This is a genomic window from Saccharopolyspora spinosa NRRL 18395, assembly GCF_000194155.1.
In the GTDB taxonomy this organism is placed as follows: Bacteria; Actinomycetota; Actinomycetes; order Mycobacteriales; family Pseudonocardiaceae; genus Saccharopolyspora; species Saccharopolyspora spinosa.
Map to the genome: position 1 here is coordinate 200,451 of NZ_GL877878.1, position 14,218 is coordinate 214,668.

The 14,218-nt window shown below is 70.0% G+C and carries 13 protein-coding genes and 2 pseudogenes; 11 read left to right on the plus strand and 4 right to left on the minus strand.

The features are described from left to right. Positions 1-10: 10 nt before the first annotated feature. Positions 11-193 carry a hypothetical protein gene (locus SSPN_RS0101030; RefSeq protein WP_010305322.1) on the minus strand — a complete coding sequence of 61 codons (183 nt, stop codon included), beginning with the start codon at positions 191-193 and terminating at the stop codon, positions 11-13. A gap of 298 nt (positions 194-491) precedes the next feature. Here SSPN_RS0101030 and SSPN_RS41935 point away from each other — a divergent pair. From SSPN_RS41935 to SSPN_RS0101100, 11 genes and pseudogenes are all read left to right on the plus strand, one after another. Continuing rightward, positions 492-2,094: pseudogene (locus SSPN_RS41935) on the plus strand (sodium:solute symporter family protein). Positions 2,095-2,122: 28 nt separating this feature from the next. Further along, positions 2,123-2,380 (plus strand): hypothetical protein, encoded by a 258-nt coding sequence (locus tag SSPN_RS0101055; protein WP_010305325.1) that lies wholly within the window; start codon positions 2,123-2,125, stop codon positions 2,378-2,380. Between the two features lie 115 nt (positions 2,381-2,495). Continuing rightward, the gene (locus tag SSPN_RS0101060; RefSeq protein WP_029534837.1) at positions 2,496-3,476 is read left to right on the plus strand and encodes a DUF3558 family protein; all 981 of its coding nucleotides are present in this window, start codon (positions 2,496-2,498) and stop codon (positions 3,474-3,476) included. Between the two features lie 73 nt (positions 3,477-3,549). Beyond that, entirely contained in the window at positions 3,550-5,064 is a 1,515-nt protein-coding gene (locus tag SSPN_RS0101065) for an aldehyde dehydrogenase family protein (RefSeq protein ID WP_010305332.1), read from the plus strand. 159 nt (positions 5,065-5,223) lie between these two features. Then, on the plus strand, positions 5,224-6,219 hold the full coding sequence (dhaK, locus tag SSPN_RS0101070) for a dihydroxyacetone kinase subunit DhaK (RefSeq protein WP_010305335.1): 996 nt from the start codon (positions 5,224-5,226) through the stop codon (positions 6,217-6,219). Between the two features lie 13 nt (positions 6,220-6,232). Then, positions 6,233-6,885, plus strand: a pseudogene (gene dhaL, locus SSPN_RS41940) (dihydroxyacetone kinase subunit DhaL). Continuing rightward, positions 6,882-7,559, plus strand: a complete 678-nt coding sequence (dhaM, locus tag SSPN_RS0101080; RefSeq protein ID WP_010305342.1) for a dihydroxyacetone kinase phosphoryl donor subunit DhaM — start codon at positions 6,882-6,884, stop codon at positions 7,557-7,559. Before dhaL ends, dhaM begins: the two are co-directional and overlap by 4 nt. Before the next feature lie 70 nt (positions 7,560-7,629). Beyond that, complete coding sequence (locus tag SSPN_RS0101085; protein ID WP_010305345.1) at positions 7,630-8,613, plus strand: DUF3558 domain-containing protein; 984 nt, start codon at positions 7,630-7,632, stop codon at positions 8,611-8,613. A 22-nt stretch (positions 8,614-8,635) separates the two neighbouring features. Further along, a complete protein-coding gene (locus SSPN_RS41945; protein ID WP_029534838.1) occupies positions 8,636-8,950 on the plus strand; it encodes a hypothetical protein in 315 nt (104 codons plus the stop codon). 45 nt (positions 8,951-8,995) lie between these two features. Continuing rightward, a complete protein-coding gene (locus tag SSPN_RS0101095) occupies positions 8,996-9,745 on the plus strand; it encodes an alpha/beta hydrolase (RefSeq protein ID WP_010305352.1) in 750 nt (249 codons plus the stop codon). A gap of 499 nt (positions 9,746-10,244) precedes the next feature. Continuing rightward, a complete protein-coding gene (locus SSPN_RS0101100; RefSeq protein ID WP_187764710.1) occupies positions 10,245-11,069 on the plus strand; it encodes an alpha/beta fold hydrolase in 825 nt (274 codons plus the stop codon). A gap of 39 nt (positions 11,070-11,108) precedes the next feature. Here SSPN_RS0101100 and SSPN_RS56365 read toward each other — a convergent pair whose 3' ends face one another. The 3 genes from SSPN_RS56365 to SSPN_RS62040 all read right to left on the minus strand — a co-directional run bounded on the left by SSPN_RS56365 (position 11,109) and on the right by SSPN_RS62040 (position 14,186). After that, a complete protein-coding gene (locus SSPN_RS56365) occupies positions 11,109-11,273 on the minus strand; it encodes a hypothetical protein (RefSeq protein WP_010305361.1) in 165 nt (54 codons plus the stop codon). Between the two features lie 115 nt (positions 11,274-11,388). After that, a complete protein-coding gene (locus tag SSPN_RS0101110) occupies positions 11,389-12,210 on the minus strand; it encodes a MerR family transcriptional regulator (protein WP_010305365.1) in 822 nt (273 codons plus the stop codon). Positions 12,211-12,344: 134 nt separating this feature from the next. Further along, on the minus strand, positions 12,345-14,186 hold the full coding sequence (locus SSPN_RS62040) for a hypothetical protein (protein WP_010305369.1): 1,842 nt from the start codon (positions 14,184-14,186) through the stop codon (positions 12,345-12,347). Positions 14,187-14,218 lie beyond the last annotated feature (32 nt).

The following is a 14,218-nucleotide window of genomic DNA, read 5'->3' on the forward strand; positions in this document are numbered from 1 at the left end:
GAACCCTGCGTCAGCCGCGGTCGGACTTGCCGCAGGGGCGCAGTCGCACGACCGTCCGCGGGGCCAGCAGGCCGGCGAAGTGCCGGAGGAATGGGTCTGCTCGGCCGCGGTCCGGTTGTGCGTCGTTCGCGGTCTGGTCGTTCGGGTCGTCCGCGAGTCCGGCGATGATCGCCAGGTCGATCCGGGCGTTCACAGCTCCACCCCCGTCGCTGCGCACGTGCCAACGGTGACGATACCGGTCACATTCCGTTGCGGGGAGCGGTTTTTCGCATATCACTCGCATGGCCGCGTCGGGTCGCGCTCCCTTGTGCGGTGGGTGATCGGCGGGGCGTCTCATCGGGCGGAAATCGCCTGATCGATTTAGTGTCGAGTTCCAACGAAATGATATCGGCTCGATGTGACGCGCCCCACTGTGCGGTATTGTCCGGCTGCTGTCGCAAACGTGGTGGTTGTCGTTCGAGTTTGTTGGGTCTGGAGGTGGCGTGACGGTGGTGCTAGCCCGGGGTCAGCTGCTTGATGCCAACGCGGTGGATTTTGCGTTGTTGGCGTTGTACTTCGTTTTTGTGCTGGGTATTGGGTATTTGGCGCGGCGTGCGGTTTCCACCAGTCTGGACTTTTTCCTGTCGGGGCGGGCGTTGCCGGCGTGGGTGACGGGTTTGGCGTTCATCTCGGCGAATCTGGGTGCGATCGAGATCATCGGTATGTCGGCGAATGGTGCCGAGTACGGGATGCCGACGATGCATTATTTCTGGATCGGTGCGGTGCCGGCCATGCTGTTCTTGGGCGTGGTGATGATGCCGTTCTACTACGGCTCGAAGGTGCGCAGTGTTCCGGAGTTCATGTTGCGGCGGTTCGGGAAGGCGGCGCATCTGGTCAACGGGATCAGTTTCGCGGTGGCGCAGATCCTGATCGCGGGTGTGAACCTGTATTTGCTGGCCAGCATCGTGAATGCGTTGCTGGGTTGGCCGTTGTGGTTGTCGGTGTTGCTGGCGGCGGCGATCGTGTTGTCGTACACGGCGTTGGGTGGGTTGTCGGCGGCGATCTACAACGAGGTGTTGCAGTTCTTCGTGATCGTGGCGGCGTTGTTGCCGTTGACGATCGTGGGGTTGGTGAAGGTCGGCGGTGTGCAGGGTCTGGTGGCGAAGGTGTCGGCGGGTCCGGGGGGTGCGGGGCAGCTGTCGGCGTGGCCGGGCAATGAGTTGACCGGGTTCGGAAACAGTGTGCTGAGCGTGCTGGGTCTGGTGTTCGGGTTGGGGTTCGTGCTCAGCTTCGGGTACTGGACGACGAACTTCGTCGAGGTGCAGCGGGCGATGGCGTCCAAGAGCATGTCGGCGGCGCAGCGGACGCCGATCATCGGGTCGTTCCCGAAGATGTTCATCCCGTTCATCGTGGTCATTCCGGGGATGATCGCGGCGGTGCTGATCCCGGAGCTCGCGGCGTACAAGCAGTCCGGTGGCACCGGTGGCGGGGGTGTGGATTACAACGATGCGATCTTGTTGCTGATGCGGGATTTGCTGCCGAACGGGATTCTGGGGATCGCCCTGGCCGGGTTGCTGGCGTCGTTCATGGCGGGGGTGGGGGGGGACTCGGATGGGTCGCCGGGTGACGGTGGGGGCGACGCTGGCGGCGGTGGGTACGGCGTTCATCGCGGCGGGTTATTCGAACTTGATGGATTACCTGCAGCAGTTGTTCTCGTTCTTCAACGCGCCGTTGTTCGCGACGTTCATCCTGGGGATGTTCTGGAAGCGGATGACCCCGCATGCGGGGTGGGCGGGGCTGGTGCTGGGCACGGTGTCGGCGGTGGCGGTGTTCGGGCTGTCGGAGTCGGGGGTGCTGGACCTGCCGGGGCAGGGTGCGAGTTTCGTGGGTGCGGGTGTGGCGTTCGTGGTGGACATCGTGGTCAGCGTGGTGGTGTCGGTGGCGACGCGTCCGAAGCCGGAGGCGGAGTTGGCGGGGTTGGTGTACTCGTTGACGCCGCGGGCCAGCCGGCAGGCCGCGACCAGCGGGGAGGACGCGGGCTGGTACCGGCGGCCGGGTCTGCTGGCCGGAATCGCCCTCGTCCTGATCATCGCCCTCAACATCATCTTCGCCTGACGATGAACGCAGACAAGGAGGTCTCCTCATGGCGAGTCGGGGTTCGAGGCACACCGCTGGTGCCTTCGACATTCGGACGATAATCGCGCTGCTGTTCGGCGTATACGGCGTCGTGCTCACCATCGTGGGCGTCGTGCAGCCACATGCCGAGATCGACAAGTCCGTCGGCGTGAACATCAACCTCTGGGCCGGCATCGGGATGATCGTTTTCGCGGTGGTGTTCGTGGCCTGGGCGCGACTGCGCCCCATCGTGGTGCCCGACGAGGCCGGGACGTCCAAGGAATAGGCGCGAACACCCGCCGTGACGGGCGTCCGCGCCCCCGGGTGGGACGCCGTCCGCGTTCCGGCGGATCCGCACGTTCCCGTCCACGATGGCCGATCAGCTGGATAGTGTGATCGCCGTGCCCCGACCAGTGACCTTGATCGCCACACTGCTCACCGCGCTCACCACGCTCGCAGCGGCGGGCTGCGCCGCGGACGGCAAGTCGACCTCGGCCCGGCGGACCGTCGAGGTGTCGAAGTTCGAGCTGAACAAGCCCGGACTGCTGGACCAGGCCTTCGCGCCGGACCGGCTGCGCGGGGTGGACGTGTGCGCCACGCTGCAGGCGATCGACCTCGGCAGATTCGGCGCACCAGCCCCGGAATTCACCCCGGACGGCCTCGGGACCTGCTCGAACTACATGAAGGACCGCGACGGCAAATCGTTCAACGTCACGCTTTACTTCGACGAGAAGGTGTCCGACGTCGGGGCGCACCGCATCGGCGGGCTGCCCGCCGCCATCTACGACAACGGTTCGGGCTCCTGCTTCACGTCCGTGGCGTACGCCGGCGCCGACGCCGAGCAGTTCGCCGACCCGCGCGGACTGGAGATCCAGCTGAGCAGCGGGCAGGCGGACGTCTGTTCGCCGGCCGTGCAGATCCTGACCGACGTCGTCGACGTCGTGCGAACGAAACCGCCGGTCAGCCCCCGCACGTCGGGTGGTTTGGCCGGGTTCGACCCGTGCGAGATCCTCGACCCGGCCGCGATCCGCGACGCGGCGATGGGCAGCCCGGCGAATTCGGCCGGTGGGGAAGGGCTCTACTCCTGCGAATGGTCGGCGGAAAACTCCGTGCTGGTGACCGTCAACTTCGGGGTCGGTGCCTTGGAGAGCAGCCCGCTGCCGCCGGTGGACCTCACCGGCGTGCCGGGCCTCGTGGTGCCAGGCAGCTCCGATCCGCCGACCTGCGCGGTCGAGTGGGAGCACCGCAAGAACGCCAACGCGGCGGGCGAGAGCGAGTTCGTGCAGATCGAGATCATGAACATGGGCCGGACCCCGATGGATCCCTGCGCGAACGCGACCAATCTGGCGAAACAGGCGCGGGCCAAGCTGCCGGCCGCATGACGGGCCCGGTCCGCCAACGAATTCCGTAGGCTGCGCGATGACAACGACCGACGTAAAGGTGGGGAGGCCGACGATGACCCAGACCGCCCGTGGCGGCGTCGAGATGCCCAACGGGACGACCGAGGAGTCACCGACGTTCGAATCGATCGACCCCCGCACCGGTGAGGTCGTGGGGCGCCATCCGATCCACGACGTGGCGGAGGTCGGCGCGCGGGTAGACGCGGCGCGCGAGGCCCAGCCGGGGTGGGTCGAGCTCGGCTTCTCCGGGCGCAAGCAGTGGCTCGACGCGTGGCGGAAGCTGCTTTCCAAACGCGTCGACGAGCTGGCGGCCGTCATCTGCGCGGAGACCGGCAAGCCGCTCGACGACGCCAGGCTGGAACTGGTCCTGGTGATCGACCACCTGCACTGGGCGGCGGGCAACGCCGAGAAGGTGTTGCGCCGCCGGAAGGTCTCCTCCGGCGTCCTGATGGCGAACCAGACCGCGACCGTCGAATACCTGCCGTACGGCGTGATCGGCGTGATCGGCCCGTGGAACTACCCGGCGTTCACACCGATGGGCTCGATCGCCTACGCGCTGGCTGCGGGCAACGCGGTGGTTTTCAAGCCCAGCGAGCTCACCCCCGGCGTCGGGCAGTGGTTGGCGGACAGCTTCGCCGAGGCGGTGCCCGAGCACCCGGTCTTCCAGTTGGTGACCGGTTTCGGCGAGACCGGCGCGGCGCTCTGCGCCTCCGGGGTGAACAAGGTCGCCTTCACCGGTTCGACCGCCACCGGCAAGCGGGTGATGGCGTCCTGCGCGGAGAACCTGGTCCCGGTGCTGATGGAGTGCGGCGGAAAGGACGCCTTGATCGTCGACGCGGACGCAGACCTGGCCGCTGCCGCCGATGCGGCCGTGTGGGGCGCGATGTCCAACGCCGGGCAGACCTGCATCGGCGTGGAGCGGGTCTACGTCGTCGACGCCGTCGCGGACCGGCTCTTGGAGATGATCGCCGAGCGGGCCGGGAAGCTGCGTCCAGGTGGTGAGCCGGGCGCCAACTTCGGCCCGATCACGATGCCCGCCCAAGTCGACATCATCCGCGGCCACATCGACGACGCGCTGGAGCGCGGCGGCCGGGCCGTGGTGGGCGGCGAGCATTCGGTGCGTCCCCCGTTCGTCGAACCCGTGGTGCTCACCGACGTGCCGGAGGACTCCACCGCGATCACCGAGGAGACCTTCGGGCCGACCATCGTGGTGCAGCGGGTTCGCGACGCCGACGAGGGCGTGGCCCGCGCCAACGACTCCCGTTACGGCCTGGGGGCGTCGGTGTTCTCGCGGGCCCGGGGAGTGGAGCTGGCGCGGCAGCTGCGCACCGGGATGGTCGCGGTGAACTCCGTGATCGCCTTCGCCGGTGTGCCGTCGCTGCCGTTCGGCGGGGTCGGCGACTCCGGGTTCGGCCGGATCCACGGCGCGGACGGGCTGCGCGAGTTCGCCCGGCCGCAGTCGGTGACCCAGCTCCGTTACCGGATCCCGCTGAACCCGATGAGCTTCGGCCGGGCCAAGGGCACCGTCCGGCGCGTGGTGCGGCTGATGCGGCTGGTGCGCGGACGCTGATCCGCTCCGCTTGATCGACTCGTCGTTTCGCCTGGGCTTGCGCTGTGGGTGACAGGAAGGTTCCCTTGCTCTCGCACCCCGCGACCGGGCGTTGGGTGCGGAGTTGACGGTTGGTCGATCGGCGCCGGGCGTCGGTGCGGCAGGCAAGGAGGCCAGCGGGTGAAGAAGATCATCAACGATCCGGCGGACGTGGTCGCCGAGTCGCTGCGGGGCATGGCCGCCGCGCATCCGGACCTGCTCCGCGTCCGCACCGATCCCGCGGTGATCGTGCGCGCGGACGCCCCGGCGTCCGGCAAGGTCGCGGTGGTTTCCGGCGGCGGCTCCGGGCACGAGCCGCTGCACGGCGGGTTCGTCGGGCCGGGGATGCTTTCGGCGGCGGTGCCGGGCCCGGTGTTCACCTCACCCACCCCGGATGCGGTGCAGGCGGCGATCGACGAGACCAACGGCGGCGCGGGCGTGCTGCTGGTCGTGAAGAACTACACCGGTGACGTGCTCAACTTCGAGACCGCCACCGAGCTGGCCGGGATGGCCGGCGTCGAGGTCCGCAGCGTGATCGTCGACGACGACGTGGCCGTGAAGGACTCCACGCACACCGCGGGTCGGCGCGGCGTGGGCGGCACGGTCCTGGTGGAGAAGATCGTCGGCGCTGCCGCCGAGCGCGGCACGGACCTGGACAGGTGCGAAGAGCTGGCCAAGCGGATCGTGTCGCAGGTGCGCTCGATGGGCATGGCGGTGAGCGCGCCGACCGTGCCGCACGTCGGCCAGCCGAGCTTTGACCTCCCGGCGGACGAAATGGAGATCGGCATCGGCATCCACGGCGAGCCCGGCCGGGCCCGGGTGCCGCTGGCCTCGGCGGACGACATCGTCCGGCGGCTGCTGGACCCGATCGTCGAGGACCTGCCGTTCGCTTCCGGGGACGACGTCCTGCTGTTCACCAACTCGATGGGCGGTACCCCGCTGCTGGAGCTCTACCTGGCGCACGGCATCGCCGAGCGGTTGCTGGCCGAGCGCGGCATCCACGTCCGGCGCCGTCTGGTCGGGCCGTACATCACTAGCCTGGAGATGCAGGGCATGAGCCTGACGCTGCTGAAGCTGGACGACGAGCTGACCGAGCTTTGGGACGCGCCGGTGCACACTGCCGCGCTGCACTGGTGAGGGAGAACGCGGGATGGGTTGCACTGCACACGATGTGGTCGTCGCGCTGCGGGCGGGCGCGGCCACCGTCGCCGAGCACCGCGATGAGCTGATCCAGCTGGACCGGGCGATCGGCGACGCCGACCACGGGGAGAACATGGACCGCGGCTTCCGCGCTGTTGTCTCCAAAGTGGACACAGTGGCGCCGGAGACGCCGGGCGCGGTGCTGAAGCTGGCTGCCACCGTGCTGATCTCCACCGTCGGCGGCGCGTCCGGGCCGCTGTACGGCACGGCGTTCCTGCGCGCGGCGGCCGCGGTCGGCGCCGCCGGGGAGCTCGACGGCGCGGCGGGCGCCAAGGCGCGGTCGCCAAGGCGCTGCGGGCCGGGATGGAAGGCGTCGTCGGCCGGGGCCGGGCGGCCGTCGGCGACAAGACGATGGTCGACGCCCTCTCGCCGGCGGTGGAAGCCGCCAAGAACGCTGCGGAATCCGGTGAGAGCGCCGCGAAAGTGCTGGCCGTCGCCGCCGAAGCCGCGCATCTGGGTGCCCGGGCGACCGAACCGTTGGTGGCGCGCAAGGGACGCGCGTCGTACCTCGGCGAGCGCAGCGCCGGGCACATCGATCCAGGCGCGCGCTCGACCGCATTGCTGCTGTCCGCATTCGCCGAAGCCACGAGGTCCCGCTCATGAATGTCGGACTGGTCATCGTCTCGCACAGCGCCCGGCTCGCCGAAGGCGTCGTCGAACTCGCCCGGCAGATGGCGCCCGACGTGCGGGTAATGCCCGCCGGCGGACTGCCGGACGGCAACATCGGCACGGACTTCGAGAAGGTGTCCGCCGCCCTCTCGGACGCCAACACCGGTGCCGGTGCCGTCGTGCTCTACGACCTGGGCAGCGCGCAGATGCTCGCCGAACTCGCCGTGGAATCGCTGGGAGATCCGAGCACCGCTCTCGTCGTCGACGCGCCGCTGGTGGAGGGCGCGGTCGCCGCGGCCGTCGCGGCGCAAGGCGGCGGCGACATGCGGGGAGTCGCACGAGCCGCCGAGGCGGCTGCCGAGGGCGGCGAGCTCGCCGAACCGGGCGCGCTGGCGGCGGAGGAGGAAGTCCGCCAGGAACTGGAGTTGGCCAACGAAGTCGGCCTGCACGCCCGGCCGGCGGCGCTGCTGGCCCGGAGCCTGACCGGGTTGCAGGCGAACGTCACGATCTCGTTGGGCGACAAGGAAGCCGACGCGTCCAGCGTGCTCGGTGTCATGGGCCTGGGCGCGCGCAAGGGCGACCAGATCGTCCTGCACGCCAACGGCCCGGACGCGCGCCAAGCGGTCGAGCGCATCCTCGACCTCGCCAACCGCAACTTCGACGAGTAGCTGGCTCCCGGACTCGCATCGGCAGCGGTGTCGCTGGCTGTTGAGGCGCGGGCGCGGTTAGGGTGAGTTGATGTCGCTGCTCCGCCACCGAGGCATGCCGCTGCTGCTCCTCCTGGTGCTGCTGGTGGCGGGGTGCACGCCGGAAACCCCACCGCCCAGCCAGTCCGGCAGCCAGCGAAGCGATGCGGGCACGGCCCGAGCTGAACTGGGCGATCTGCGCACAGTGGACCCCTGCACGCTGGCCGATCCGGTCGCGCTACAGGGGTTGGGGCAGACCGAGAACGCAGGCACGGTGTCGCTGGACTACTGCCTGCTGCACGTGAAGCCGAACGACGGCTCGCTGATCCAGCTCGCTACCGGGGAACTCGCCGACACCGTCCCGAACCAGCAGGGCAGCCCGGTCGTCCAGCGCGGGCCGCTGCGGATCGTGCAGGACGCGCCGCTGCCCGGGCACTGCACCCGGCAGGTCCTTTTCGCCGACAACATCGCGATTCAGGTCAGCGCCGATCTGCTGGTCGGCGACCCGGCCTCCGGACTTTGCGCGATTGCCCAGGCCGGGGCCGACGCGGCGGTCGACGCGCTCGAACAGCACCGGGTTGGGCACCGGGCGTTCGCGGCGAACTCGCTCGCCTTGGTGGATCCGTGCATGCTGCTGGATTCCGCTGTGGTGCAGCAGATTCCCGGGTTGGGAGAGGCGCAACCGCAGCCGAGCCCGGCCGGGCACCAGTGCAGGTGGGGTGCGCAGGAGGCCGATTCGCCGCGGGTCCAGTTCCTGCACACCGCCGGTGATCCGCCGAAAGTCCTGCACGGCGCCGCCGTCGAGGAGTCGATCGCGGACCGGCGCACCGTGCTCAGCATCGTCGGCGGTGATCCGCAGGTTCCGCTGTGCTCCGCGGAAACCGGGCACCTCCCGTTCGGCGACCCGGCCGCCGGTCAGGTCGAGGTGGCGATGCTGGTCGTGGCCGTTCCGGGCATGACCGGCATCGATGCGTGCGAGTACGCCCGCGGGCTGGCCTGGCAGGCCTGGCCGCACCTGCCGACGTCCGCGCCGTAGCCGGGCCGTTACCGTTGCGGACGTGCCTCGACGTAACCGACCGCAGCGCCCCAAGGGCCTGACCCAGGACACCAGCCACCGTGCGATGGGCACCGCATTCGGCATGTCCCGCGTCGAACACGGGCCGGACGGCGACTGGATGGTGCGCACCGTGCCGGCCGCGCAGGCCACGAAGGAATACCGGTGCCCGGGCTGCGACCACGAGATCAGACCCGGCATCGCGCACGTGGTGGCCTGGCCGGAAGCGGAGCAGGGCGGCGTCTCTGACCGGCGCCACTGGCACAACGGATGCTGGAACGCGCGTGGTCGGCGCGGGCCGACGCGGCGCTGGTCGTAGCACGTCACACCATGTCTGCCACTCGTTCGTGGCAGGATCGGGGCGATGAGCACCGAGATCCGCGCCAACACGATGCTGCCGGCACGCCGCGAACAGATCACCCTGCACACGGCCGACGGGCTGAAGCTGATCGGTGAGCTGGCCCTGCCGGAGTCCCGGCCGCCGCAGGCGACGCTGATCTGCCTGCACCCGCTGCCCACCCACGGCGGCATGATGGATTCCCACATCTACCGCAAGGCGGCGTTCCGGCTGCCGGCGCTCGCCGACCTCGCAGTGCTGCGGTTCAACACGCGCGGCACCGTCAGCGAGGCGGGGCGCAGCGAGGGCAGCTTCGACGGCGGCAGCAGCGAGCGGTTCGACGTGGCCGCGGCGCTGGAGTTCGCCGAGTTCCACGACCTGCCGAACGTGTGGCTGGTCGGCTGGTCGTTCGGCACCGACCTGACGCTGGTGCACGGCCTGGATCCGCTGGTCGAGGGCGCGGTGCTGATCTCCCCACCGCTGCGCTGGAGCATCGAGGAGCACCTGGCGGCCTGGGCCGAATCGGGCAAGCCGGTGCACGCGCTGATCCCGGAGTTAGACGACTACCTGCGCCCGGACGAGGCGCGCCGGCGGTTCGCGGCGATCCCGCAGGCCGAGGTGATCGGCTTCCCGGACACCAAGCACCTGTGGGTCGGCAAGGCGGAGGCCGCGCTGGACGCGATCGTGCGGGTCGTGGCGCCGGACGTGCCGACGCCGCTGCCGCGCACCTGGGACGGTCCGTCGGAAACCCGCCAGGTCACCATCATCGACTCCTGACCGCCCCGGTCGACGGGTGACAGGAAGTTGCTCGCGCCGGCTGCGATTCGTCTGAGCATGGCAGACCTCCTCGGGTTCGCTTCGTGACGGTAGGGCGGGTCGCCTAGGCCAAACATGTGGTGTCGTCACACAAAACGTGCTCATGGCGTAGCGATGTCCACTGTGGAAGCGGTTGCGCCACCGCCCTACGGCAACGGCGCGGCCGCGCAGGGGGGCGACAAGGTGCGCGGCGCGAGCTCGCACCAAGGGCCGTGGCCGACGCTGAGCAGCTGGCACGGCCGGCATGGGCACGGCCAGCCCGTCGACGCCGGCACCTCGGACGGGCAGTGCGGCCAAGCCAGGCGCATACCTGCTGGACGTCAACATCTGCACCGCCCGGCACCTGGGCCAGTCCCGGGGCCTCTAGCGGAGCCCGGCGCCGGGCAGTGACAGGAAGGTTCCCATCCTGCATCCGGCGGCCCGGCCTGTTGAGGCGCCTTCGCCGAAGTGGTCCGGCAGGATGGAGCCCGTGCACTACATCGAATCGGGAGCCGGAACGCCGCTGGTGCTGCTGCACGCGTTCCCGCTGGACGCGCGGATGTGGAATCCGGTCCGGGGCCTCCTGGACGACCAGCTGCGGGTGATCGCCCCGGACCAGCGTGGGCTCGGCGAGAGCGCGCTGGACGGTTCGTCGGCGCGGAGCGTGGCGGAGCCGGGGGAGAACCGCCGCACGGCCGAGCACCCGAGCCTGGACCTCGCGGCTGCCGACATCCTGGCCCTGCTGGACCGGTTGGAGCTGCCGCAAGTCGTCCTGGGCGGATGCTCGATGGGCGGCTACGTCGCCATGTCGGTGCTGCGGGCCGCGCCGCAGCGGGTCGCGGGACTGCTGCTCGTCGACACCAAGGCCGTCGCCGACAACGACGAGCAGCGCGCCAACCGCCTGAAGGTCGCGGATCGGGCGGAACGCGAGGGCACCGGCGGCTGGCTCGCCGATAGCACCCTGCCGAACCTGCTGGGAAGCACGACGCACGAACGACGGCCAGAGGTCGTCGCCGGCGTCCGAGACCTGGTCGACGCCCAGCCCGCGGATGGTGTCGCCTGGGCGCAGCGGGCGATGGCGGGACGCCCCGACAGTGTTGAAACCCTCCGGTCCTACACCGACCCGGCGCTGGTGGTCGTCGGCGAGGAGGACACCCTGACGCCGCCGGACAACGCGCGCGAACTCGCGGGCGCGCTGTCCGGGGGCGAACTCGTGACGCTGCCCGGTGCCGGGCACCTGCCGTCGATCGAGTCGCCGGACGCATTCGCCGAAGCCGTCCGCCCCTGGCTTTCCCGGCTCGGCTGAGCGAGGCGGGGCCCACAGCCGGGCCCCGCCTCGCGGCCGCTAGTTCTTGCCCGGTGGTCGGGCATCCCGCTCGATGCTGCGATCAGGCGACTTCTTGGCGTCCGCTTCGGATCGCTTGAACTGCTCGGCCGTTTCGCTGGGCAGCACGAAGTACGCGCCGGACCGCCTGTCGTCATCACCGGTTGGGAACTCCTGGTCCGCCACTGACCTTGGTCCTTTCCGTTGGTGCAGGCCGCGAAAACGGCCACAACCATCCTTGCCCGTAGTGACACGGAAAGGCCCCGGCGATGACGAACACCGGCATTGACCAGGAAGAACGTCAGGCGGTGGTGATGGGCTCCTGGATCTCGGTCACCATCCCGGCCGGGTCCTCCGGGCAGGCCAGCGTCACCTCCCGGTTCGTGCCCAGCGTCCGATGCCCGCTGTCCTCGATCCAGCGGGCCAGCGCCTGGTACGCGGGCACGCAGTCGTCCATCGAACCCCGGTGCACGATCGTCGCCGCCTTCTCCGCCGCAGGCAGGTCCACCACCGCGAAGTCGAAGGCGGGGTCCGGCTCGACGTTGACCGGCAGCCCGGCGTGCACGATCACGCTCTCGTCGTCTGCACCGTCCTCGTAGTACGCGGTGGCAGGGCCGACGGGTGTCATCCCGGCGCGTTCCAGCGCCGCGCACAGCTCGTCGTAGAGGCCGCGGATCACCGGGCCGATCGACTGTGGATCCATCGTCTTCGCGGTGCCGGACAGCTCGGCCACCCGCACCGCCGGGATCGACTTGATCGTCACTTCGTCGCTGGGCATGATGCCCTCCGTCTCGATCATCCGGAGCCGCGCCTGGACGTGCGCCAACCGGGCGGTGTCGGCCGCGATCTGGTTTTCGAGCTCGGCCTGCCGCAAGCGGAGCATGCCGCGCAGCTGCTCGGCGGTGAAGTCCTCGTCGAGGATCTGCTGCACCTGTTGCAGGCTGAAACCCAGTTCCTTCAGCGCGATGACCCGGTTGAGCCGGGCCAACTGGCCGGCCGCGTAGGCCCGGTGCCCGGTCGACCGGTTGACTCGGGTGGGCCGGAGCAGTCCGATGGCGTCGTAGTGGCGCAACATCCGGACCGACACCCGTCCGTGCCTGGCGAAATCTCCAATGCTGAACATGACACCCCGGGTTTAGGACCTGACACCGTGTCAGGTGCAAGTCCGCGCCGCGGGCCAGCACCGGTCCGACCAGTGATCGAGGGCGAGCGGGCCACCACCAGTTCACGAAGGTCTTGGCTCGCCAGGAGCTGCGGTCAGCGGCGCTGCTGGTTGGTGGCGTCGATGCGGGTGGCGCTGTGGGAGCGCTGCTGGCCGTTGCTGTCCGGCACCGGCAGCTGGATGCGGCGCGTCGGCTCGTCGTGCGGGTCATGTCCGCGGGCCGTGTCCCGGCGGATCTGCTCCGTCGGCCCGTCGTCGACGGCTTCGCCGCCGCCCGACGGCTTGCCGCCCTGCCCCTTCGGCTTCGCCTGCTTCGCGGGCTGCGCCTCGCCCTGCTTCGCGGCTCCGGCCTGCGGCGACTTCGTCGCCCCGGCCGCCGGCTTCGCCTGGTCGCCCGGCTTCGCCTGGTCGCCCGGCTTCGCGGCCCCGCCCGGCTTCGTCGCGTTGCCCGGCTTCGGCCCGTCGTCGCGGGAGTCTCGGGCGAGGGCGGCTTCGGCGTCCTCGCGGGCTTGTTCGCGGGCTTCCGCCGCCGCTTCCTGGAGCTTGTCCTCTTCGGAGTCCTCCTGGGCGAGGCGTTCCAGGAGGGGCGTCGTCTGGCCGAGCATCTCGGCAGCGTCGCGGAGCTTCTTCGCGACCGATTCGCGCAGTTCCGTCAGCGAGTGGACCTGCTTGTCTGCCTTGGCGAGGCGGCGCTGGACTTCCTCGGTGGTCGCGCGGAGGCGGCGCTGGGAGTCCTCGCGGGCCGTCGCGACCAGGCGCTTGCTCTCGCGGGTCGCTTCGTCGATGAGGCGGGTCGCCTCCTCGGTGCACTCGCGGACCATCAGCTCGGACTTCTCCGTCGCTTCGCCGACCATCAGCTCGGACTTCTCCGTCGCCTCGCGGACCAGCCGCTCGGCTTCCGCCTTGCTCTCCCGGATCCGCTTCTGCGCGGCCTCGGTGCTCTCGCGTTCGCGCTTCTGCGCGGCCTCGGTGGACTCGCGGGTGAGCTTTTGCGCGGCCTCGGTGGACTCGCGTTCGCGCTTCTGCGCGGCCTCCTTGCTTTCCCGCTCGCGCTTCTGCGCTGCCTCGGTGGATTCGCGGGTGAGTTCCCGGGCCGCTTCCTTGCTTTCCCGTTCGCGCTTCTGGGCGGCCTCGGTGGATTCGCGGGTGAGCTGCTCCGCCTTCGCGGTGGCGTCGGTGACCAGGCGGTTCGCCTGGCTGGTGGCTTCGCGGACCCGGCGGTGCGCCTCGTTGGTGCCTTCTCGCAGGCGGCGGTTGGCCTCTTCGGTCGCTTCCCGGACGCGGCGCTCGGCTTCGGCCTTGCTGGTGGCCTCCTGCTCGGCGAGGGTCCGCATGGACTCGCTGCGGCGCGCGGCCATCGCGATCTCGAAGTCTTCTTCGACCTGGGTCCGGCGGGCCTCGGCCTCCTGGTCGCCGCGCTTGCGGTTCTCCTCGGCCTCGCGGGTGATCCGCCCCGCTTCGGCCTTGGCCTTGTCCATCAGCGAGCGGTGTTCGGTCTCCATCTCGCTGCGTCGGCTGTCGACCTCGGAGATCAACCGCTCGTAGCGCTTGCGGAGATTGGTCGCCTCGGACTCGGAGCGCGCGCGGATCTGGGCCGCGTCGTTCTCGGCGCGGCCCCGGATGTCGTTCGCCTCGTCCTGGGCGAGCCGCAGCATCCGCTGCAGCCGCTCGCTGAGGCCTTCCATCGTGGTCGGTGGCTTGGCGAGCCGCTCGACCTGACCGCGCAGGTTCTCGATCTCGGACCGAGCCGATTCGAGCTGCTTCGACAGATCCCCTGCCTGGGAGACCGCGGCGTCGCGATCCGCGGAGAGGATGCGGATGTCGGCGTCGAGTCGCTCGAGGTGCTCATCGACCTGGGCGCGGTCGTAGCCGTTCTTGCGAGCGAGGTCGAATCCCGATCCAAGTGGCAGCAAATCGCGGTCGTCGGCAAAGCCCATGACAACCAAGTTACCTGTAAGACGACGTTGTT